17 protein-coding genes are annotated in these 21,575 nt (G+C 65.9%); 11 read left to right on the top strand and 6 right to left on the bottom strand.

Features of this window, described 5'->3' with window-relative positions:
* Nucleotides 1-32: 32 nt before the first annotated feature.
* Both MLP_RS16025 and MLP_RS16020 read right to left on the bottom strand, forming a co-directional pair.
* Complete coding sequence (locus MLP_RS16025) at nucleotides 33-1,532, bottom strand: serine hydrolase domain-containing protein (RefSeq protein WP_013864196.1); 1,500 nt, start codon at nucleotides 1,530-1,532, stop codon at nucleotides 33-35.
* Complete coding sequence (locus MLP_RS16020; protein ID WP_013864195.1) at nucleotides 1,529-2,035, bottom strand: ArsR/SmtB family transcription factor; 507 nt, start codon at nucleotides 2,033-2,035, stop codon at nucleotides 1,529-1,531. Before MLP_RS16020 ends, MLP_RS16025 begins: the two co-directional genes overlap by 4 nt.
* 128 nt (nucleotides 2,036-2,163) lie before the next feature.
* Between MLP_RS16020 and MLP_RS16015 the strand changes: the two genes are divergently transcribed.
* The 6 genes from MLP_RS16015 to MLP_RS15990 all read left to right on the top strand — a co-directional run bounded on the left by MLP_RS16015 (nucleotide 2,164) and on the right by MLP_RS15990 (nucleotide 10,297).
* Nucleotides 2,164-3,153 (top strand): pirin family protein, encoded by a 990-nt coding sequence (locus MLP_RS16015; protein WP_013864194.1) that lies wholly within the window; start codon nucleotides 2,164-2,166, stop codon nucleotides 3,151-3,153.
* 7 nt (nucleotides 3,154-3,160) lie between these two features.
* Nucleotides 3,161-4,177, top strand: coding sequence for a PHP domain-containing protein (locus MLP_RS16010; protein ID WP_013864193.1), 1,017 nt, complete (start codon nucleotides 3,161-3,163; stop codon nucleotides 4,175-4,177).
* 32 nt (nucleotides 4,178-4,209) lie between these two features.
* The gene (locus tag MLP_RS16005; protein ID WP_231851327.1) at nucleotides 4,210-4,974 is read left to right on the top strand and encodes an inositol monophosphatase family protein; all 765 of its coding nucleotides are present in this window, start codon (nucleotides 4,210-4,212) and stop codon (nucleotides 4,972-4,974) included.
* A gap of 124 nt (nucleotides 4,975-5,098) precedes the next feature.
* On the top strand, nucleotides 5,099-5,527 hold the full coding sequence (locus MLP_RS16000; protein ID WP_013864191.1) for a DUF3052 domain-containing protein: 429 nt from the start codon (nucleotides 5,099-5,101) through the stop codon (nucleotides 5,525-5,527).
* Nucleotides 5,524-5,997: a peroxiredoxin gene (locus MLP_RS15995; protein WP_013864190.1), complete on the top strand. Its 474-nt coding sequence runs from the start codon at nucleotides 5,524-5,526 to the stop codon at nucleotides 5,995-5,997. Before MLP_RS16000 ends, MLP_RS15995 begins: the two co-directional genes overlap by 4 nt.
* A 103-nt stretch (nucleotides 5,998-6,100) precedes the next feature.
* Nucleotides 6,101-10,297, top strand: a complete 4,197-nt coding sequence (locus MLP_RS15990; protein WP_013864189.1) for a hypothetical protein — start codon at nucleotides 6,101-6,103, stop codon at nucleotides 10,295-10,297.
* A gap of 30 nt (nucleotides 10,298-10,327) precedes the next feature.
* On the opposite strand, the gene MLP_RS15985 is transcribed toward MLP_RS15990, so the two are convergent.
* The gene (locus MLP_RS15985; RefSeq protein ID WP_049804764.1) at nucleotides 10,328-10,885 is read right to left on the bottom strand and encodes a YdeI/OmpD-associated family protein; all 558 of its coding nucleotides are present in this window, start codon (nucleotides 10,883-10,885) and stop codon (nucleotides 10,328-10,330) included.
* A 254-nt stretch (nucleotides 10,886-11,139) separates the two neighbouring features.
* Between MLP_RS15985 and istA the strand changes: the two genes are divergently transcribed.
* From istA to MLP_RS15965, 4 genes are all read left to right on the top strand, one after another.
* A complete protein-coding gene (gene istA / locus MLP_RS15980) occupies nucleotides 11,140-12,690 on the top strand; it encodes an IS21 family transposase (protein WP_041789603.1) in 1,551 nt (516 codons plus the stop codon).
* Nucleotides 12,687-13,460, top strand: coding sequence for an ATP-binding protein (locus MLP_RS15975; protein ID WP_013861242.1), 774 nt, complete (start codon nucleotides 12,687-12,689; stop codon nucleotides 13,458-13,460). The genes istA and MLP_RS15975 overlap by 4 nt, the downstream gene beginning before the upstream one ends.
* 303 nt (nucleotides 13,461-13,763) lie before the next feature.
* Complete coding sequence (locus tag MLP_RS15970; protein WP_231851326.1) at nucleotides 13,764-14,132, top strand: helix-turn-helix domain-containing protein; 369 nt, start codon at nucleotides 13,764-13,766, stop codon at nucleotides 14,130-14,132.
* Complete coding sequence (locus MLP_RS15965) at nucleotides 14,116-15,318, top strand: type II toxin-antitoxin system HipA family toxin (RefSeq protein ID WP_013864186.1); 1,203 nt, start codon at nucleotides 14,116-14,118, stop codon at nucleotides 15,316-15,318. Before MLP_RS15970 ends, MLP_RS15965 begins: the two co-directional genes overlap by 17 nt.
* Before the next feature lie 88 nt (nucleotides 15,319-15,406).
* On the opposite strand, the gene MLP_RS26550 is transcribed toward MLP_RS15965, so the two are convergent.
* Nucleotides 15,407-16,252 carry a RibD family protein gene (locus MLP_RS26550; protein ID WP_172641583.1) on the bottom strand — a complete coding sequence of 282 codons (846 nt, stop codon included), beginning with the start codon at nucleotides 16,250-16,252 and terminating at the stop codon, nucleotides 15,407-15,409.
* 1,061 nt (nucleotides 16,253-17,313) lie between these two features.
* On the opposite strand from MLP_RS26550, the gene MLP_RS15955 reads away from it, so the two are divergent.
* The gene (locus tag MLP_RS15955; protein WP_156821182.1) at nucleotides 17,314-18,126 is read left to right on the top strand and encodes a hypothetical protein; all 813 of its coding nucleotides are present in this window, start codon (nucleotides 17,314-17,316) and stop codon (nucleotides 18,124-18,126) included.
* Nucleotides 18,127-18,331: 205 nt separating this feature from the next.
* On the opposite strand, the gene MLP_RS15950 is transcribed toward MLP_RS15955, so the two are convergent.
* Entirely contained in the window at nucleotides 18,332-20,533 is a 2,202-nt protein-coding gene (locus MLP_RS15950; RefSeq protein ID WP_013864183.1) for a DEAD/DEAH box helicase, read from the bottom strand.
* Nucleotides 20,530-21,369: a hypothetical protein gene (locus MLP_RS15945; protein ID WP_041790140.1), complete on the bottom strand. Its 840-nt coding sequence runs from the start codon at nucleotides 21,367-21,369 to the stop codon at nucleotides 20,530-20,532. Before MLP_RS15945 ends, MLP_RS15950 begins: the two co-directional genes overlap by 4 nt.
* Nucleotides 21,370-21,575: the final 206 nt, after the last annotated feature.

Raw genomic sequence — 21,575 nt, 5'->3', positions numbered from 1 at the left:
CGCCGCGGCCATAGGGCTGAGCCTACGGTGGGTCACCAGAGCGCAATTCCCAGTCCGACCAGTGCGGCACCGATCACCAGCTCGAGCCAGGCCAGCCAGACCCGCCGCTCGGGCAGGAATGACAGTGTGCGGGCCCGCGCCGCGAGGATCGCGGCGGCTGCCAGCACCGGTGCGAGCGCAATGCCCCACAGCCAGCCGCCGACCGCCGCCCAAGGCCCGGAGCTCCACAACAGCAACAGCCCGAACACGCCGGTCAGCAGGGCACCGATCGCCGGGAGCAACGCTATGCCCTGGAGAGCCCGGCGCAGGGCAGTGATGCCGAAGAGCAGCGCGAGGACGACTGGCAGGGCGGCCAACACCTGGGCGATCACCGGCCGCTCGGCTGTGGGCGGTGGCGTGTTGTGCATCAAGGACGCGGCGATCGGGTCGAGATCGACGTCGGAGTTGCCCATCATCACGACCGCTCGATCATTCGCCCGATCGAGGATCAGCATCGAGCGGAACCCCGCGGTGCCGCCGTTGTGCCAGGTGTCGGTGGTGCCCTCTGGACCCGGCGTGACGAACCAGGTCCAGCCGATCCGGGTGCGGTCGTCGAAGTCCGCGGTCGGTTGCAGCGCGTCGACTCCGGGCGCTCGGTCGGTGAGCTGCGCCTGAGCCCAGATAGCGAGGTCGTCGAGCGTGGTGAAGGTCGACGATCCCATCGGCAGATAGCCCGTTCCAACCCAGCGCGGCGTACACAGGCCATTCGCGGTGAAGCCGGGGACGGCTCCCTCGGGTAGCTCCGGATAGTCTCCGGCCAGCGTGGTGCCGGTCATCCCCAGCGGACCGGTGATCCGGTCTGCGACCAGGGTCGGATAGTCCGGCAGACCAGCCGCACGGACCAGCGCCGTGCCGAGCAGCGAGACCCCGAGATTGGAATAGGTCGGCGGCTGCTCCGGGGTCACCGGTGCGGTCGCGGCGTCGGCGATCACCCGTTCGGTGGTGCTGGTGGCGTACGCGTTCTCGTTCAGCATGGCGCTGAACACGGCCGCTTCGGCGGTAGCTCCCAGTCTCGGCAGGCCCGACCGATGCTGGGCGAGTGAGGCCAAGGTGACCTTGCCGGCCGCCGTGCTGCGAAGCTCGGGCAGGTGCTTCTCCAAAGTGTCCTCGGGACGCACCTCGCGCCGCTTGATGGCGTCGGCGAACAGGGCACCGGTGAAGGTCTTGGTGACCGACCCCAGCTCGTAGATGGTCTGATCCGTCGGCGCGACACCGGGCCGTCGCCCTGCGTCGGCGTTGCCGAGGCCGGCCCACCGGACCGAGGTCGACGTCACCTCCGCCACCACCACCGAGCGCAGTCCGGCCCCGTCACCGGCCCCGTCACCGGCCGCGGTGCGCACGCGCTGGGCGAGCTCGGCGTCGCCAGAGCTCACTTCGCTCAACTGCTGTCGCTCCGGCCCCGCCAGCAGCCCGATACCCACACTGATGATCAGGCTGATCAGCAGGATCAGTGCTGTTGTTCTGGTGGGGAGGCGTTCCGCGGCGGCGCTCATCGGTTCGCCGCCAGAATCACGACCAGCAGCGGGACCACCCGGTGCGCCGGCACCAGATAGCGCCCCCGTTTCACCAGCGTCAGCCAGCCTGCTGCGACCAGTTGGCGTAGGTGATGATGCAGTTGTCCGGTGGTGCCCAACGACTCCTGCTCCAGCAAGGCCGACGTGGTGCACACACCACTCAGCACAAGTCGCAGGATGGTGAGCCGGGCTGGATGCGACAACGCGTCGATGGTCGGCGCCAGCTCAGACCAATCGAGGTCGAGCAGGGCATCTGCGGTCAGGCCGGTCTGCCAGGCGACGGGCCCGGCCTCCGGCACGGGCACGCTGCCCACCATCATCACGCCCTCGAAACCGCGTTCCTCCAGCCCGTGCAGCGCCCAGAAGCCATCGCCCAACTCGGGGTCGGTGGACGGCGGCGAAGGCCGCGCCATCAGCCGATCGACCGCCTCTTCCAAGGACGCGACTCGCCGCTCCAGCTCTGCGAGGCTTTCAGTAGACATACCACGAGAGTACGTAAGTACGTAGAAGCGTTCAAATGTCCTCAATCTCCACTTCGGGCTGGTCCCAGCCTGCGCAGAGTGGAAGATGTTGGGTGAGTGCCGTGGCAGTGACCAAGGGAGGAGCGGATGTGAGCGTTCTCGAGGCGAAGCCTGAGGAATACGTCTGCCGTTCCGCGCTACCGAGCGGGCCGGAGGAGCTGGTGATCACCGCTCGCAAGGTCTGGCTCGGCAAGACCACGCTGGTGGCCCGGGCGCTGCCCGACCGCGACATCCGGATGATCGGCGCCTGGTGCTTTCTGGATCACTACGGTCCCGAAGACGTCCGCGACTCTCCCGGCATGCAGGTCTATGCCCATCCGCACACCGGACTTCAGACGGTGAGCTGGCTGATCGAGGGCGAGATCGAGCATCGCGACAGTCTGGGCACTCAGGCGCTGGTCTCGCCCGGCACGCTCAACATCATGACCGCCGGCCACGGCATCGTGCACAGCGAGATCTCCCAATCCGACAAACCGCCGACGCTGCACGGCCTGCAGCTCTGGGTGGCGCTGCCCGATGCGGTCCGCGATCAACCGCCGCGCTTCGACCGGTACGTCGACCTGCCCAGGCTGGATCGCCCCGGGGTTAGGGGTCGGGTGCTGGTCGGCGAGGTGGACGGCGTAGGGTCCTCGGCGATCAGCTTCAGCCCACTCGTCGGCGCCGATCTGACCCTCGATCCGGGGGCCGAGGTGGAGTTGGCGGTCGACCCCGATCATGAGCACGGCGTCTTCGTCATTGCGGGGGAGCTGATCGGTGGTGCAGGCGCGATCGCCCGGACCGACCAGCTGGTCTACCTCGGCTCGGGTCGGGACAGGCTCGGGCTGACGGCGGGAGCCGAAGGCGTACGCATGCTGCTGCTCGGTGGCGAGCCGTTCGTCGAGGAGATCGTCATGTGGTGGAACTTCATCGGCCGTAGCCACGACGAGATCGCGAGTTTCCGGCAGCTGTGGGAGCACCGTGACACCGATGCGGGAACCGGTAGGTTCCCACCTGTGATCGATCGGGGCGAGCGGGTCATGGAGGCTCCGGCCATGCCGACGGTGCCACTCAAAGCGCGACCGAGGAGACAACGCCGGTGAGCGCCCGATGAATCCCGTCGATGCCCTCCGCGAGATCGGCTTCCTGCTGGAACGTACCCGTTCCGACACACATCGGGTGAAGGCCTATCGCCGAGCCGCCGACATCGTGGCCGAGCTGGATCCTGCGGAGCGAGCGCGGCATGCCGAAGCCGACGACTGGAAGAAGCTGCCTGGCATCGGGCCGAAGACCGCCTTGGTGATCAGCCAGGCGTGCGCCGGCCGGGTGCCGGACTATCTGCAACAGCTGCGGGATGAGAAGCAGCCGCTGGTGGTCGGCGGCGAGCGGTTGCGAGCCATGATCAAGGGCGACCTGCACGTCCATTCCACCTGGTCCGACGGGGGCAGTCCGCTCGAGGAGATGATGATCACTGCACGCTCCCTGGGCTATGACTACTGCGCCATCACCGATCACTCACCGCGGCTCACCGTGGCCCGCGGACTGACTGCCGAGCGGCTCCGTCAGCAGCAGGCGGTGACTCGTGACCTGGCTGCTGCGATGGCCCCTTTCCGTGTCCTGCAAGGGATCGAGGTCGACATCCTGGAAGATGGCGGACTTGATCAAGACGATGCATTGCTTGCCGAGCTGGACGTCGTGGTGGCCAGTGTGCACTCCAAACTGCGCTCCGACTCAGAGACCATGACGCACCGGATGGTGGCGGGGATCGCGAACCCTCGGACCAACATCCTGGGTCACTGCACCGGCCGGCTGATCACCGGTGAACGCGGCATCCGGCCCGAGTCCAGCTTCGACGCCGAGGTCGTGTTCGAGGCCTGCCGCGCGTTCGGGGTAGCGGTCGAGATCAATTCCCGACCCGAACGCCGCGACCCGCCGACCCGGTTGCTGCAGCTCGCGATCGACATGGGCTGTCTGTTCTCCATCGACACCGATGCGCACGCGCCGGGCCAGCTGGAGTTCATGGCGTACGGATGTGAGCGGGCTGAGGCACTGGGACTGGAGCCGGAGCGGGTCATCAACACCTGGCCGGTCGACCAGCTGCTGTCCTGGTGCGCTGCGCGGGGATGAGGACGACTACTCTCGCGCCTGTGGATACCTCCGTGCCTGTGGCCGATTCCGATGTCGCGGCGAGCCTGGTGAAGGAAGCCGGCACGCTGGCGGCGACGATGTTGGCCGAGGGGCTCGACACGCACTACAAGACCTCGATCTCCGATGTGGTGTCCGCGGCCGACCATGCGGCAGAAGAGCTGGTGGTGCGCCGGTTGGCCGAATGGCGACCCGACGACGGTTTGGTGGGCGAGGAGGGCGCATCTCGCTCGGGGAAGCGCACCTGGTACATCGACCCGGTCGACGGCACCTACAACTTCTTGTCCGGGCTGCCCTACTGGTGTTCGGCGGTCGGGCTGACCGACGAGTCGGGTTCGCTCGCGGGTGCGGTCTACTATCCGGCTCGCGACGAGCTATGGGTCGGTGGCCGGGACCGGCCGACCACGCTGAACGGCGTGCCGCTGGCTCGGTTGACCGATCGGCCGCTGGCCGAGGTGTCGGTGTCGAGCTATTTCCATCCGCCCCGGATGTCGGATGAGCAGCAACTGGCCGACTGGCGGTCGGTCGTCGGCAAGGCTGCCACCGTACGGGTCCTCGGGTCCGCGTCCGTCGATCTCGGGGGGGTCGCCACCGGCCGGATCGGGCTGTTCTTCCAGTCGGGTTTGGGTCCATGGGACTGGTGGCCAGGTGTTGCCCTGGTGCTGGCCGTCGGCGGTGCCGCCGAAATCGTGGAACTCCACGGCAGCACCTACTACATCGCCGGCAATACACAGTCGGTGAGCGAGGCCGTGACCGCCCTGCGCCAACCACGACCGTGACCCAGCTGCGACAGTTGTGGGGTTCCGCCCGCGACCGGGCCATGGCAGGCTTTCGTACCACAAGGAACGGGTCCGCCGACCGGCGATACGACGGACCCGTACGCACGAAGCTGGAGGCTGGACAGTGAGCGCGACCGCAGGACCTGCCGACTCGAGGAGCGCGGTGGGGGAGAGGCTTGGTCTGACGACGGGTCAGGTGATCCAGGAACTGGGCTGGGACGAGGACGTCGATGACGATCTGCGCATCGAGGTCGAGGACACCATCGACGGCGAACTCATCGAAGAGGCGATGGACGCCGTCGACGGGGTGCTGCTGTGGTGGCGCGACGATGACGGTGATCTGGTGGACGGCCTCGTCGACGCGGTCGTCGACCTGAGCGCCTCCGGGGTGCTGTGGCTGCTCACCCCCAAGGTCGGGCGCTCCGGCTACGTCGACAACTCCGACATCTCCGAGGCCGCGGTGACCGCCGGACTCGCGCTGACCACCTCGGCCAACGTGTCGCCGGATTGGGCCGCGCACAAGCTGGTACGGCCGCGCGGGTCCCGGCGGTGAGCGGGTTGGCTGGCTTGGCTGGGCCGGCGGTCGGTGAGGCCGCCCCCGGGTTCGAGAGCCGCAATCAGCATGGCCAGGCGGTCGGTCTCGACGATCTCGTCGGGGCGCCGGCGCTGCTGGTGTTCTTCCCCTTCGCCTTCAGCTCCATCTGCACCGGAGAGTTCCGCGAGCTCCGCGAGCAGGAGCAGCGTTTCGCTGATCTCGGCATTCGCGTGCTGGGCATCTCCTGCGACGCGATGTTCACCCAGCGCGCGTACGCCGACGCCGAGGGCCTGAGCTTCGAGCTGCTCACCGACCACTGGCCGCATGGGGCGATCGCCCGCGCGTACGGGGTGTTCGACGCCGAGAACGGCCACGCTCTGCGAGGCTCGTTCCTGCTGGACGCCGACAGCACCGTGCGCTGGAAGGTGGTCAACGAGCGGGCACAGGCCCGCGACCTCTCGCCGCTGCTCGCCCTCATCGACGCCTGACGTACCGCCTGGTCTGTTCGGGCAGTCATGACTGCCCGAACGGTCAGGATCGGTGACCCGAACCACTCTGTCGAGAGATGCACCGGCCCGACATAGTTGCGCCATGGAACCGGGTCCGGCTCCGGGGCGCTTCATGATCGGCATGGCGCTGCAGCGTGCCGCTCGCCGGGCAGAGCCGGAGAGCTCCCCGGCTCCCACCGCAGGCGCGCCGACCACCGCTGGTGACGCGCGCCTGCTCGCGCTGCAGCGTCTGGCCGGCAACCGTGCGGTCGTCTCGCTGCTGACCGAGCGGGGCGGCGCGCCGGCGCGGAGGCCATCGGAGCAGGTCGAGGAGAGCCCGAAGGGTGCGGGCCTGCGCAGCGAGAGTCCGGACCCCACGAGCCGGCGCGACGCCGAGACCTCGCGAGAGCCACTTCCGATGGTGCAACGCTGGCTGACGAACTTTGCGAAATGGGATCCGGTGCACTCAACCGGCCAGGGCACCAAGGCGGACGCCGTCGTCGGGCCGAAGTACCAGTACGGGTCTGGTCCCTCAGCGAAGGCGGGCTTCCGCCCCTACGACTACACGGCGATGTTCAACGCGGCGACCGTGGGCGCGGCGTACTGCCAGGGCCACCTGCTCAATGACAACCTCGGTGGCCCCGGGGCGCCGACCGCGGCGCACGCGGACGAGAACCTGACCGCCTTCCCGCAAAAGCCCACCAACTCCGATCACAACAAGGGCATCGAGCAGTGGGTCAAGGCCGCGGCCACTGGGTCGTGGTACCAGTACGTGGTCACGATCGGCTACAGCACCGACTCCGCGGCGCGGCTGCGCTACCGGCTCGGAGCCAACGTCGGCTTGGCGGCGGCCGCGGGGATCCCGGCCACAGCAACGACGTTCAGCTACGCGTCGCACCTGGATGCGTCCTGGGAGGAGCTGATCGACGGCAAGGGCGAGGTCAGCACCGCCCCGAAAGCCAAGCCGGGCGGCATCACCGGCAGTCTCTCCATCTCCATCCCGAGCCCGATGACCTTCGCGAAACCGACCACGCGGGCTCTCGAATACCCGCAGGGCAAGACGGCGTCCTGGACCCATCTCCCGGTCTTCAAGGGGTCAGGCGAGTCGGTGCGGGGTGGGACGCTCCCACCGGGCGGTGCGAAGAATCCACCGCCGAGCCCGGCCCGTTCGCATGTGATGCCGATGCGCTGGCGGGGGATCGAAGAAGCGCGTACCGGAACCGCTGCGAGCAGTCCCAACATCGTCTACGTCGCCGGGCACCAGCACTACAACGAGGGGGTCACTGCCTCGCGGGCCGGCCCACCCAGCGCCAACAGATTCGGTCGCGGCTATCGGATGGGTTATGCCGACTTCACCGCCGGCATCGAGTTCGGCCGGAAGAATGCGCTCACGGCACCACCTACGGATCCTCCGGCCACGGTCAACGCGCACCAGGAGTTCTGGACTGGCGCCGGCAAGGGCAAGCTGCAGCCGCTGGCCACCCCGCCGGTCGGCAACCGGGCCGAGATCGAGGGGCACAAGGACTTCTGGGCGGGGGTGGAGCACGCCAAGAAGAACGCCAAGGCGGTCGCGCCGACCACCAGTCTGGCCCAGGTCGACGGACACAACGACTATTGGGTGGGCGTCGAACACGGCCGGAAGAACCCGGAGGCAACCGTCCCGGCCGGTGGCCTGGCTCAGGTAGCCGGACACCAGGCGTACTGGCGCGGGGTGAAGGCAGTCTGGGCGAACCTGAAGGTGACAATGCCGCTCGAGCTCGGCGACGCCCGCGGCCACACCGACGTGCTCGAGGCGGCGGCGTTCGGTCAGGCGAACGCTCGCGCGGCCGTGCTGCCCGAGGCGACGCCGGTGCGCACGGCCGCGCTCGCCGGCTACTGGAAGGGGGTGGACTTCGGCCGGACGAGTCCGGCGGCGACGGCGTACGCCGGCGGCGAGGCGGTCGTTGCCGGTGGTGCTCACGACTATCGCAGTGGAGTGGAGTTGGCCGCCAAGGACTTCGGCTCCCTGACGGGCGCGCCACCGGCGGGCGGAGGGGCGCGGGAGGGGTTCGAGGACTATCGCGCCGGGGTCGAGGCCGCCAAGGCCGGTGAGCCGGCCGACCCCGCGCGGGCCGGCCATGCACGCGGGCTGGACGACTGCACCGCCGGGATGGCGGAAGGTCGCGCCTCGCTGGTCAGCAAGACGGCCCCGACCAGGACTGACGGCGGATTCGCGAGCGGCTACCTGCATGGCCGCGGCGAGGCCGGCGCGGCCGCCGGAGAGCTGCGGCAGGTGCCCACCACGACCGAACAGGCACAGACCGTAGCCGGTTATGACGAGTACCAGGTCGGGCTTGCCGCAGCCCGCAGCGACCTGGCGGCCGAGAAGTCGAAACGGCCGGCGACCGCGCGCGGCTTCGAGGAGTTCTCTGCAGGCGTCGCGCTGGCCAGGACGGGGCAGCGGGAGAATCCGCCCGGACCCGGCCGCCAGGCCGCGACGACCGCTTGGACCGAGTATTGGGAGGGCGTCGACTTCGCTCGGGGGAACCCGCCGACGACCCCGTACGCCGGGACCAGCTCCGCGGGCACGGCAGGAGTGACGGACTATCGGGCTGGTGAGTCCCAGGCGGGCCAGGACCTGCCGGCGCTCGTCGGGACGCCACCACCAGGCGGTGGCGCGGCCCTGGCCTTCACCGACTACAAGGCCGGCACCGAGGCCCGGGTGAACGGGTCCGGAGACGAGCCCGCCCGGGGTGCGTTCGCGCGCGGCTGGCAGGCCTGCGGCGAGGGGCTGGCAGCGGGCGACCCGGCCGTGCTCACCGCGCCAACTCGAATCGACGGCGGATTCCAGGTCGGCTACCTGCATGCGCAGGGCATCGGTGCGGCGCGCCGAGGCGACGCAGCGCCCGTCGGTGCCGGCACCGAGGACGTCCTGACGGCCAGCGGCCACCAGGGCTACCTGGGTGGTGTCGCGCTGGCCAGTCAGGACCTCGAGTCGGGCCAGCCACCGGCACCGGCTGCGGCGCGCGGCCACGCAGACGTGCTGGCCGGGGTCACCAAGGCGCGGACCGCCGGGTCGGGCGACGCCCCGGACGGCACCGCGATCGGTGCCGTCAAGGCCTGGACGGCGTACTGGGGCGGTGTCGCCTATGCCCGGACTCATCCCGCACCGGCGACCGACCCGACCGCTGATGCTCCTCTGCGGGCCGGGCTGGCCGACTACCGCGATGGCTACGACCGCGCGCGGACTGATCTCGGTACATTGGAGGGAGGCGCTCCCGCCGGAGGCGGATTGCGTGAGGGATTCGCCGACTACCGTGAGGGCGTCGAGGCACGGAAGTCGGGAGGGCCTGCCGATGCCGCCCGGGCCGGTCACCAGCTCGGATGGCAGGACTGCGTCGACGGGATGACGGCGGGGGCGGCAGCGCTCGATGCGCCACCGGTGCGAAGCGAGGGCGGCTTCGTCAGCGGCTATTTCCACGCCCAGGGCGCCGCGCAGGCCCGGGCCGCTCGAGGCGAGCCCGACGCCGGCGGCCTCGCCGAGACCGCGAGGATCGCCGGCCACCGGGGATTCGGGACCGGGCTGGCCGCGGGCCGTGCCGATCTCGGCGCGACGCCGGTGCCGCCGGTCGAGGCGGCTGCGCACGCGGAGTACCGCGACGGTGTCTCCCACTCACGGATCTCCGCTCGTGGGGTCGGCCCCACGAACGGCAGTGCCGCGACGACGGCGGCGTTCGGCGACTACTGGCAGGGTGTCGACTTCGCCCGGACGAATCCGCTGGCCGCCGCCTGGGTCGGCCACAGTGCCGGCGCCGAGGGCTGTGCGGACTATCGCGCGGGTGTCCAGCACGCCATCGCCAACGCGCAGGGCACCCCGGCGCCGGCGACCACGGCCGGTGCCGAGGGCGCTACGGACTACTGGCAGGGGGAGACCTACGCCCCGGGCAACGTCGCGGCACCGGGTGGTCCGGAGGCCGCCGACGCCGCGTATCGGGACTACTGGAGCGGCGCCCAGCACGCGCGAGCGAACCTGGCGAACCTGCAGGGGGCGATACCTGTCGGCCGGGTTGCGGCGCTCGGCTTCGCCGCGTACGTCGGTGGTGCGAGACAGGCCGACAGTGGCGCAGCGAACACTCAACCCGCGGTCATCGCCCATACCACGGGCTGGCAGGACTGGCGGGACGGCGAGCGGGACAAGCGCGCCGGTCTGCTCGCGGCTCGAACCGACGGCGGATACGCCCTCGGCTACCAGAACACGCAGCCGCCGGTGCTGAAACGCCAGGGCGACCCCGCGGGCGGGGACCAGAAGAGGCGGCACTGAACTGCCGGCCCGCCCCGGGCCACGAGCACGTCAGCCGATGTCGACGAGCTTGCCGCTCTTCGAAAGGTCCGGGTCGGTGCAGGAGGCGAGGTCGAAGCAGCACGGTCGGCGCTTTCCGGACCGCAGCTTCGAGATGCCGACGTCGACGCGTCGCTGCCGGGTCTGCGGGTTCTTGGTGGCGTTGATCCAGCGGACCCATTCCCAGCGCGCCATCGTGGTGATGCTCTGCCAGGTTTCCGAGAGGTCCGGTGCATCGGCGAGTGCGGTCTGGAAGTCCGTCGGCAGATCGGGCTCGGGCCAGTCCTTGGTCGGCTCCAGCTCCAGCGCCAACCGCTGACCGTCGCTGAGTGCCAACGCCTCCCACAGGCCGTCGTCGATGGCGAGCCAATGGCCACGTCGCCCATCGGGCTCGATCACCGTCTCGAAGTCATGTCCATTCAGTCGTGCTCGGACGGCCGCCTGACCCCGCGATGGCAGTGCGGCGCTTGCCTCGATGGGCAGCCTCAGAATCGCTCGGTCGCCGATCCGCTCCACCGGTCCCTCGCAGTGGATCAGTTTGCGGTCTGGTGCCGATGTCGCGCTCGTCATGACCACGAGGCTATGCGAGGCCGTGGGCGACGTACTTCTCGAATCCTGCCCGAATCCCGTCTGTCGGCGGTCATGAAAAAGTGCCCATAGGCGGCCACGAAACTGCCCGCTGATGGCCAGGAGAACTGCCCATCGGTGGCCGTGAGATCTGCCCACGTCTTCTATTCGCTTCGGCCTGGTTGAGCCGGGTCGTGGCTCCTCCTCGGTTCGATGTTCGGTGTCGAGTCGAACGTCGAGGTCCGAGGAGGGGCCAGTTGAAGTCTGACGGAGAGATCATGGAAATTCTTGCTGCTTTCGATCTGACAGGGTCGTTGCGGGCGGCCGCGGAGTTGGTCGGCTGCTCGCATCACACCGTTGCGGCGCATGTCGCGGCCCGGGACGCGGGCCGGCCTGTCGGGGCACCGGCCCGCCGGGCCCAGGTCACCGATGAGTATCTGGACAAGATCGAGGAGTGGGTGGAGGCTTCGCAGGGCAAGGTCCGTGCCGACAAGGTGCACGAGAAGCTGGTGGCGGCGGGGTTTGCTGGGTCGGACCGCTCCACTCGGCGGGCGGTCGCAGAGGTGAAGAAGGCCTACCGGTTGGGCCACGCCCGGGTGCATCGGCCCTGGGTCACCGAGCCGGGGCTGTGGCTCCAGTACGACTTCGGCGACGGTCCCGTTGTCTCCGGTCGCAGTGGTGCGGTCAAGACAGTGTTGTTCGTGGCCTGGTTGGCGTGGTCACGGTTCCGGGTGGTGATCGCGTTGCGGGACAAGACGCAGCCGTCGGTGATTGCCGCGCTGGATCGGACGTTCCGGCTGCTGGGCGGGGTCCCGACGTATGTGTTGACCGACAACGAGAAGACGGTGACCGTCGAGCACATTGCCGGGGTGCCGGTGCGTAACCGGAAAGCGGTGTCGTTCGGCCGGCACTACGGGGCCACCGTGTTGACCTGTGAGCCGGCCGATCCGGCGTCGAAAGGCGGGGTCGAGGCGGCAGTCAAGGTCAGCAAGGCCGACCTGGTTCCGACCGAGGTCAACCTGCGCGACGACTACGGGTCCTTCGCCGAGCTCGAGCAGGCCTGCGAAGAGTTCATGACGGTGGTGAACGGCCGCCCGCATCGGGTGACCCGGCGGGCACCGGCCGAGATGCTGACCGAGGAACAGACCCGGCTGCACCGGGTGCCGATCGAGCCACACACGGTGGTGTTCGGGCTGGCACGCCGGGTGCCGACCAACACCCCGATGGTGGCCTTCGACCACGGCCAGTACTCGGTGCCGCAGCAGCTGCTCGGTGAACAGGTGTGGGTCCGCGTCACCGGCGTCGGCGCCGCCGAGCGGATCGTGATCGTGCATCACGGCCGGTCCGGGCCGGTCGAGGTGGCCCGCCACATCCGCGCCACCCCCGGGTCCCCGCAGATCGATGATGATCATTTCGGTGGGCCGGCGACCAAGCAGCCCGGCCGGTACACCGTGCGGCCACGCACTGAGGCGGAGCAGGCGTTCCTGGCCATCGGCGACGGTGCGCACGTGTGGCTGGCCGAGGCAGCCGCGTCCGGGGTGCAACGGATCCGGGCCAAGATGGACGCCGCGGTCACCATGGCCAAGGTCGCCGGCAATGCCCGGGTCGACTGGGCCTTGGGGCATGCGGCGGTGAACGGCCGGTTCGGCTGGAAAGACCTGTCCTCCATCCTGAACGCCCAACAGTCCGCTCACCTGCAGACTCGCCGGGCCACCGAGACCCGGTCGCTGTCCCAGGGCACCGCCGGCTGGGCCAAGATCACCAACCAGCAGCCCCCAGCCGGCGTCGACGGCGAGGAGTCCCGATGACCGCGGCATCCGCACCGGCGCTGCCGGTCGAGGTGGAGCAGCTGATGCGGCAGCTGAAGATGCCGTATGCCCGCGGGCTGGCGCCGGAGCTGTTCGCCACCGCCAAAGCGCAACGCTGGGAACCGGTCGAGATCGTCAAAGCCCTCCTGGTCGAAGAGGTCGCCGGCCGGAGCCGGTCGATGCTGGCGCATCGCCGGAAAGCCGCCGGGTTCCCCACCGGGAAGACCTTCGCCGCCTGGAACCCGGCGATCTCCTCCATCCCGGCACCGACCCAGCAGGCACTGCAAACCCTGGAATGGGTGCACCGGCGGGAGAACCTGGTGGTCTGCGGACCGTCCGGCACCGGCAAGACGTTCTTCCTCGAAGCCCTCGGCCAAGCCGTCATCGAAACCGGCCGAGCCGTGGCCTGGTTCACCCTGGAACACCTCGGCGGTCTCGTCGCCGCCCACCGCGCCGACGACACCGTCACCAAAGCCGTCGCCCGGATCCTGCGGGCCGAACTCGTGATCATCGATGACATCGGGCTACTCCCGGTGTCCCACGACGCCGCCGAAGGGCTCTACCGGATCGTCGACGCCGCCTACGAGAAACGCTCGATCGCGTTGTCGTCGAACCTCCACCCGGCCGGCTTCGACGAGCTGATGCCCAAAACCCTGGCCACCGCCACCGTCGACCGACTCCTCCATCACGCCCACATCTGCCAAACCAGCGGCGACTCGATCCGCCTCACCCAAGCCCTCAACGGCAAAGGAGTGATGCCCCTGCACTAACCGCGTCGATGGCCAGACCCGCCACAGGTGGGCAGATCATCTGGCCATCACCGGGCACTTCTGCTGGCCACCGGCGGGCAGATCTCATGGCCGCCAATGGGCAGGATCTCCTGGCCGTTGACACCCGTCCGGGACCCCATCAGGCCAGCTTGCGTCCCGTCAGCTCTGATACGTCGTCGGGGGCCTGCCCGTCCCTACTGTACAAATCCCGCATGTTCTGCGATACAGATCTGAGGGCGCTTGTGATACACATCTGCCGGGTGCGCTGACCCTGTCACGGCCGAATCGCTTCCAGAGACCTCCGTGTTGCGTCAGACGCGAACGGCTGCCGGCGCCGATCTCTGTGAATCAGACCCGGCGCTCGACTATCGGAATTTTCCGATCGTGGTGCTGTATCGTGAAATCACGATACGAGTAGGGGTTGTCATGACGAGACATACGGCGCGGCTGCGATCGCCCGCCGACTTCGGGCTTGCCGTGCAACAGGCCCGCCTCGCCCGCGGCCTGACCCAAAGGCAACTGGCAGCGGAGCTGGACGTACCGCAGAGCACAATCAGTGAGATCGAATCAGGCAAGGCAACCATCTACATCCGCCGGCTGCTGAGCATCGCCCGCGTCACCGGTCTGGAGTTCGCCGCGACTTGGGAGGGCGACGATGCGCCTCGCAGTTGAGCTGTACGGCACGATCGTTGGACGGCTTGAGAGGGATGCGCGTACGTTCGACTTCTGCCCGACGGAGGAGGGGATCGAACGGTTCGGCGCGAACAGCCAGGTGCTGTCAGTAGCGATCCCTCTGACACCGGCGCAGCGACGTGATCGGGTCGCCCGGCGGCGCAACTGGTTCGCCGAGTTGCTGCCCGAGGGCGATCAGTACGACTACCTACTCGCCCAAGGCGGCCTGCGGCGCGATGACACACCGGCCTTTCTGGCTCGCTACGGTCGTGATGTGGCCGGTGCCCTCCAGATCTGGGACCTCGACGATCCGACCGAGCCCAAGACACCCGCCACGCGTACGGTGACCGGGGCTGAGATCCGCGCCCTGTTGGAGGATCCGATCGGGTCTCCGCTGGCCAACGACCCGCAGCTGGGCAAGTCGTCGCTCGGCGGTGTGCAGCCGAAGATCGTCCTTGTCCGCACACCGACCGGCTGGGCACAGGCTCTCGGTGGCTACCCGACGACTCACATCCTCAAGCCGCGGCTTGGTGGCGACAAGGCGACCGTGATCTACGACGAGGAGTACGGCTCGCGACTTGCTCGCCGTCTCGGCCTGGCCGACTTCGCGACGTCGATCGAGCAGTTCGTCGGTCTGCCAACGCTTGTCATCGAGCGCTACGACCGGATCGGTGGTGAGCGGGTCCACCAAGAGGACCTCAGCCAAGTGCTTGGCGCCGGCGGCAACCAGAAATATCAGGAGATCGGCGGTGTGGTCAGTCTCCGGCGCGTTGCCGACGCCCTGAAGACCCATGCTTCGGAAGCCGACCTGCGGCGTCTTGCCCGGATGGTCGTGTTCGCGGCCGGGATCGGCAATCTGGACCTGCACACCAAGAATCTCGGTCTGCTCCACCTTGCTGACGGTGAGGTGACGATCGCACCCGCGTACGACGTCGTGCCGCAGGCTCATCTGCCGAACGACGGTCGGATGGCGCTGGCTGTCAACGGAAAGTATCGGCATGGCGAGATCACCGGCGAGGATCTCGCCGCCGAGTTCGCATCGTGGGGCCTTCGCCGTGCGCCAGCGACGGTAGACGCCACACTCGAGGAACTCCGCGCAGCGGTCCTGTCAGAGCCCCCACTCGATGGAGCATTTCCGGCTCTTCAGGAACAGATCCTGGGTTTCATCGACCAGCTTGCCGCCTGATCTGGGGATATGCGTCGAAACTGACGCACGGCAGGAGCGGCGTACCGTGCGTCCCGCGCCTATCGGCTCGCCACCACATCTCGCTGATTCAGACGCGCTGTTCGGCCTTGGGTCCGGACTCGTTGATCACGCGATAGCGGGTGCGGACCATTCCTGTGGGGGTGATCTGAGCGTCGATGAGTTCAGTGCGGATCGGCAGTCCCGTGCTGCCCAGCGGGTTGCCGTCCATGATCGAGGGTGTCCCGGTGCCGCCGATGAGACCCGGCAGGATGACGACATCGATCTCGTCGACGAGGCCCGCCCTGAGCAGGGCGGCGTTGAACGTGCCGCCGGAGTCGGCAACCACCGTGTGGGCACCCAGAGTCGCGGCGATCTTGGCCAGTCCTTCTTCGAGGTCAACCTGCTCGCGCCCGGCGTTCAGGTAGCTAATGCCCTTGTCGCGTAGGAGTTGTAGATATCCCAGCGGAGTCGCGTCGCACACGAGGATCAGCAGGGACGTGGTGTCGTCGCCGGTGAACGACCAGTCCACCCGGCCTCGGCTGTCGGCCACGACAAACCACAGCGGCGTGCGCCGAGGAATGACGTCGCGCCGTAGCTCCGATTCCGGGAGCTCGGGGTTCGGCAGCACGATGGGTGGGCCGTCGTCATCGACAAAGCTGCCACTGCCCTCGATGGTCACCGTGGCGCCGTGCTCGGCCCGGCGCGACCCGAGGAGTTCGTCCGCGCCGTCCGGTTTCATCGTCGCCCAGCGTCGGGCGGCCTCCGGCTGGATGAGCCGAGCATCGCGGCTGAGCGTGATGCGGCCGTCGATCGAGGCCGTCGTCGTGATGATCACCTTTGGCAGGTTGTGGCCCATGACCTCAGGGTATGTATGCTCACCCGGAGCCGCGCAGTCAGTTGGTGACCGGAGGGAGGGCGTCATCAGTTTGGACAACGACCCATCGGTGGGAGCAGAGGGACTCGAACCCCCGACCACCTGCTTGTAAGGAAGTCCCGACCGCCCCCTCGGTGTCGGCCACGAGGCTTCGGCACAGCCCAGGATCGGCGACCGCCACACTTCACCGAGCGTGCTGCTGCACTGCACTGCTGCAAACTGAGAAGTCAGGACGCCGTTCGGCGCCGTATTACAAGTCGCACTGCGATCGTAGCGGACACCCGACACCAGAGGCGCGCGAGGACATGCTGGCCGCATGGGCGGGCGCTGGGCGCGACTATCGCAGCATCGCCTCTGCTGGGGTTGGGTCACAAGCTAGAGGTACCCCGAAGTGGAACGGTTGCCTGGCAACCTGCCGCCAGATCGGAACCCAGAAGCACAGCCAACCTAGCCTCGCCTGAGCCACGCGCCGTGCCGGCATGGCTAGAACGCTAGACTTGTCAATACTCGGGTGAAGCCGTGCTATCGCTTGCGCATGGTCGTCAGGCCTGCGTGTCAGGCGCCCACAAGCACAACGAGTGAAGCCGAGACGATGACATGCAGTCCGTCCGAAGGATAGTCTCCAAGTCCCTTTGATTGAGTACCGCCCACCGGCGTGGTTAGACGGTCAATGCCGCCGATGGTCCGTGAGAGTTTGGGGGCGTAACGAAGTGTGGACGTCTGCGACGGTAGGCATCATTCTTGCAGTTGTAGCCGCTATTGCCGGAGTGGTAGCCGTGTTTGTGGCACTACCAGCCTTTCGACGAGAGCGCGCTCTAAAGTCAGAGGATCGTTTCCAAACCGAACGTCTAGCACTTGTCCGCAATCGGGCAGAACTAGTTGGACTGGCTGAGCTCGATTACGAGAGCAGGTTGCACATCGGTGGAACGCCTTGTCTGACTGCGCCGGAATGGACGCTTCCCGCGCCCGTCTTGCTTGACGATGTGATCATTCATTACAGCCCCTCACGTCGGGAAACGCGAACAAGTGGTGATTCGATTGGTTCCGCCAGTCTGATACCACCTTCGCTGGTTCGTAAGGGAATCCGTACGTATTCGGGTGCGATCGGACACTTCCCATCATTGAGGCCGACGCTCTTTTGGGACGGACTGAGCTACGATCTGCGAGACTTTGAAGTTGCTCAAGAAGGAACAGTGCACCTTGAATTGGGTCTCGCAAGCTTCTTCGAAATGCTTGACGTTTGCGAATCGCTCGCGCACGAGTTCTCGATACACCGGGCAGGCATTCCGACATCGCTTAGGGAATCAATAGGTGATCCGTTTGACTTATCGCGCAGAGTCAGTGTGCCAGCGCTCACTTGGTTGCTGCTCATTAATGAACCCGACGGTCGCACAAGCTTCGCCCTGCATGCGCGCGATGAAAAGGCGGTCGCCTCAGACGGTGCCTTCAAGCACGTCTTTGGCGGACAGTTGCAGCCTTCGAGTGAGCATGTAATGGACGCGGCAGGAGAAGCCAGCCTGTGGAAGTGCTTCGCGCGAGAGTTCTGCGAGGAACTGCTCGGAATGGGGGAAGCGGACGGCCACTCCGGCGCGCCGGTCGACTACGGAGCTGCTCCACTTTCGACCCTCCGTCGCCTTGCAGACGACGGAGATCTTCGCGTCAGTCTTCTTGGGCTCGGCATTGACCCGCTCTCCCTATGGCCGAGCCTGCTCGCTGTCGCAGTGGGGGAAAGGGAGCGGCTTGCATCCGAGCTTCCTAGTTTTGTCGAGAAGAACTCGGAGGGTGTCGTCGTGACCGAGGGTCGGCAACGCGGTTTCGAATTTAACCAACACAACGTCGATCAGTTCTGTGATGACAGCCGGGTTGGAGTCGCCGCCAAGGGCTGCCTGCGCCTCGCTTGGGCGCATAGAGCCGCATTGGGAGTTACACGATGATCCGAGACAGTTGGCCATGTCCATAGCGACCGCTTCCATGCCATCCGGGGCCGGGTGGCGTCGCGAGGCCGGCCTACGCCGAGAGCCATCCATGGGCATGCACGGTCGTACGGTGCATGCCGATGGAACTGTCACTCGACCTGTCACTCACAAGCGCACAGCCCGCGTGGGCCCGAGACCGGGTGCGTGGCGCACGCCGGAGAGGTTACGACTGCCTCACGACCCCGGCTCTGACCGCTCCTTCGATGACGTCGGGCGCCTTACCGCTTGCTACCAGGGCAGAAATGGCGACCGTGCGTGTTGCACGAGTTATTGCAACGTAAAGACTCGAAATCTGACGTCGGAGACGGTGACTACTCCTGCCGCTTGAGATTGCGGCACCAGCTTCGCCGATGACCACGATCACGTTGTCAAACTGAAGGCCGGCGACATACTCGGCCGCGGTGAGGACAACGGCTCGCTTCGCATACCTCAGATTCTCCACGGCGTCGCGGTTATCGATAACGACCATCCTGACATTCGGCGGTAGATTGAGATATCCGAGATAGTCGTACAGGTCGTCTGGATCTGTGACAATTATCGCCGTGCGCTGACCACTATTGTTTAGCAGTAGTCTGTCGATATCGCGACGTTGTGTTGACACATCTTCTGCCATCAACAGACTAGGGACGGGGCCAGAGGGCGAAGTGGTGCTGACGTGTGAGAGATCTAGTTCCCATTCTTCGCCAAGATCCATAACCGGGTAACTGTTATTGATGTGCTGTACCAGGGCTAAGATTTGCGGGCTGAACCGGTGAACTGTCGTGAGTTCGACCGAATTTACCCTACCCAACTCGAGGTCAAGGCGCGCAGTACTTCCTCGGCTGATCTGTGAGGAGTCAACGTTCGTGTACAACTCAGTTGGCGACTGTCGTGGATCCAAAGCCATGAATAGTGTTGGATAGGCGTCGGGATCCCGGGTCAGGTATTGTAGAGCAAGTCGCTCCTGTTCGGTGAACAGGTGCAATTCGTCAACGAACACTTGGTCATAGCCCTCGTCGCGGCGGCGAATATTCCACGCAAAGGTTTCCAGGTAGTTTAGTAGATCAGTTATGACCTGATCCGAAGTGAGTTTGCCTTGCGATCTCAGCGTCGCTACGAGACGAGTATAGACTAATAGGACGAAATCCCGATCCGCGTCGCTGTGAATCGGCATCATCCAGGGTCCACGAGGTATAGCTCGATAGCGTTCGCGGGCGGCTATCCCGGGAAGGATGCCAGTAGCGGAGAGAACGGTCCCGAACTCGATCATGAGATCCCAGTTCAGCCTATTTCGCTCAGGCGAGCCCTGCGCGGCCTGCATCGCAGATTTAATCCAACCGGATACTCGGGACTCGAAAGCCAGCCAATCTCCGGTAAGGATGTCTTCAACGATCTCATCGATGAGTTCCAATTGCTGCACTTTACCAGACTGGCTGTCCTCACCCAGAATGTCGAATTCCGCGAACGTTGCTCCGGCAACAACCTCCGCGATAGTCAAGAGAGGGAAAACGTCGACTTCGGACAGAGAACCGCTCGTGTCCAGGCGCTGCAGCGCCTCTGAGACCTGCTCGGCCACTGACCAACTATGGGTTGCAAATAGGTAGCGACGATCGGAAGCTTGATTCAACCTACCCCTATACAGTTCCGTAAGCAGCTTCAATTCAAGAGTAAGCGTCTTGCCACTGCCGGCGGGGCCACGGAGTTTGACTGAAGGCGACGACGGCGAGTCGACAAATTCTTTTTGCTTTTTCGTAAGCCTTGTCAACCAGTCGTCGTACGAGGCGCCGCCAGTTACCGCACCAAACGTTGCGGCATCGAGTTCAATCGAACTGGTTAGCCCAATTTTCGACTGAGCCTCCGGCGCAAGCTCATCTTGACTTAGTTGCCGGTGGCGCATCCATTCTCGTCGCAGGTCGCGCCAAACCCCACTCGGAGGTGCGAATCCGTCAAGCAGCGTGGTTTTGTCAATCTCCAGCGACCATAATACGAGATCGTTAGTGCCCTCAGGATGTATCTCGGCGTTCCAGCGGTATGCGCCGAAGTTGTGAGGCACAGCAGCGAACGCGACCTTGTTCTTATTGCGGTACTGGCCCCATGCGCGGGGGATTTGCAGCTTCCTCTCGCGAGCGAGGAGCGCCATTGAACTCACTCGCTGCCACATAGCCGAGTATGCCTCCTTGGGCACCGCAGTAAGATCGAGATTCGGGGCGACAATGAGTTGGTCCGAGTTGTCGTCAAAGGTGGAGTATAGGAACAGTGACGACTCGTCTGTCCAAACGCCAACTGAGTCGGTCAAGGTGTCCGGAAGAACCCGAAGGTCGGTATCAATTGGCCAGTCTTCAACGAGGAGCCTTTGTAACGTCCCTTGCGTAAGAACAATATTCATTTCGCAGACTCCTTCAACTTGTAAGACTGAAGCAACAGTTCATCTCGACGGCGCTCGTATTCTTCGGGAAGACCAATCGCCGCGAATACGTCGCCCAGTTGCTGAGTCAGTCGATATCGATATGGAGAACTCAGGCGTGCGATCCGCTTTGAGGGCCTTGCTTGCTGAGTTGCCTTAATTGCGATTTCGTCCTCGGCGATCTCGCGTAAGTTGCGAATCATGACGACGAACCCAGCCTCATCCCTTCCGCCTACGGCTGTTAGGTAGAGCCGGTCCCCTGGCAATCTTTGGACGTGATCATGGATTCTCTTGTTGATCGCGCTTTCGGTTGTGCTTGTGGAGCGGATGAGCAGGTCGACCTGCTGCTCGAAAGCGGTCTCCTTTGAGGGCGCGCTTTGCAGTTCTCGCCAATTCTCAATTGTGTCCCGAAGCTTCGCCATCGCTCGTGATTCCGGAGCGTTCAGCGCCTGTATTATATCGTCAGTCGCGGAGTCTAGGAGCCACCGCTCGAGCGTTCCTGCCTCAATTTGTCTCGAGAATTCCGGACGAGACCGCTCTCGGATTTCCTCGATCTGGAGCGCGATCTGACGCAACAACTTCGTAGCCGCCGATCTGCATTGCCCTGATAGGTAGTCTGTTCTCAAATAGTCGTGAAGAGGAAGTATGGGAACATAGGTAAGGAACGCGCCAAATTTGTTCCACGCAATGTCACAGTCAGCCGTGACTATGATTCCAAGCGAGTGACCGAATCTGGGGGTTTTCCATTCGAATACGTCACCCTGTGCTATCGGATTTGCGTCAGTGGCGGGCTCGCATTCGATCAACGTCGACTCCATGGAACGAGATTCAAGCGGGTGCGTGGTAAGGGAACGCTATCAAGCACTTGTTACCCAGTGCTGATGAGGTCCCTGAGGTTGCCGGTCCGATGAATGTGAGGCGTCGCCAGACGTCACTCTCGGTTCGAATAGCGGCCGGGCTGGCGGGCGAGGCCCGCAGCGCAGCGAGGAGACGCAGGCCGCCGGCTCAGCCCTGATCCACCGAT

The sequence above is a fragment of the Microlunatus phosphovorus NM-1 genome (assembly GCF_000270245.1).
Taxonomy (GTDB): Bacteria; Actinomycetota; Actinomycetes; order Propionibacteriales; family Propionibacteriaceae; genus Microlunatus; species Microlunatus phosphovorus.
This window is presented reverse-complemented; position numbering and strand designations above follow the sequence as displayed.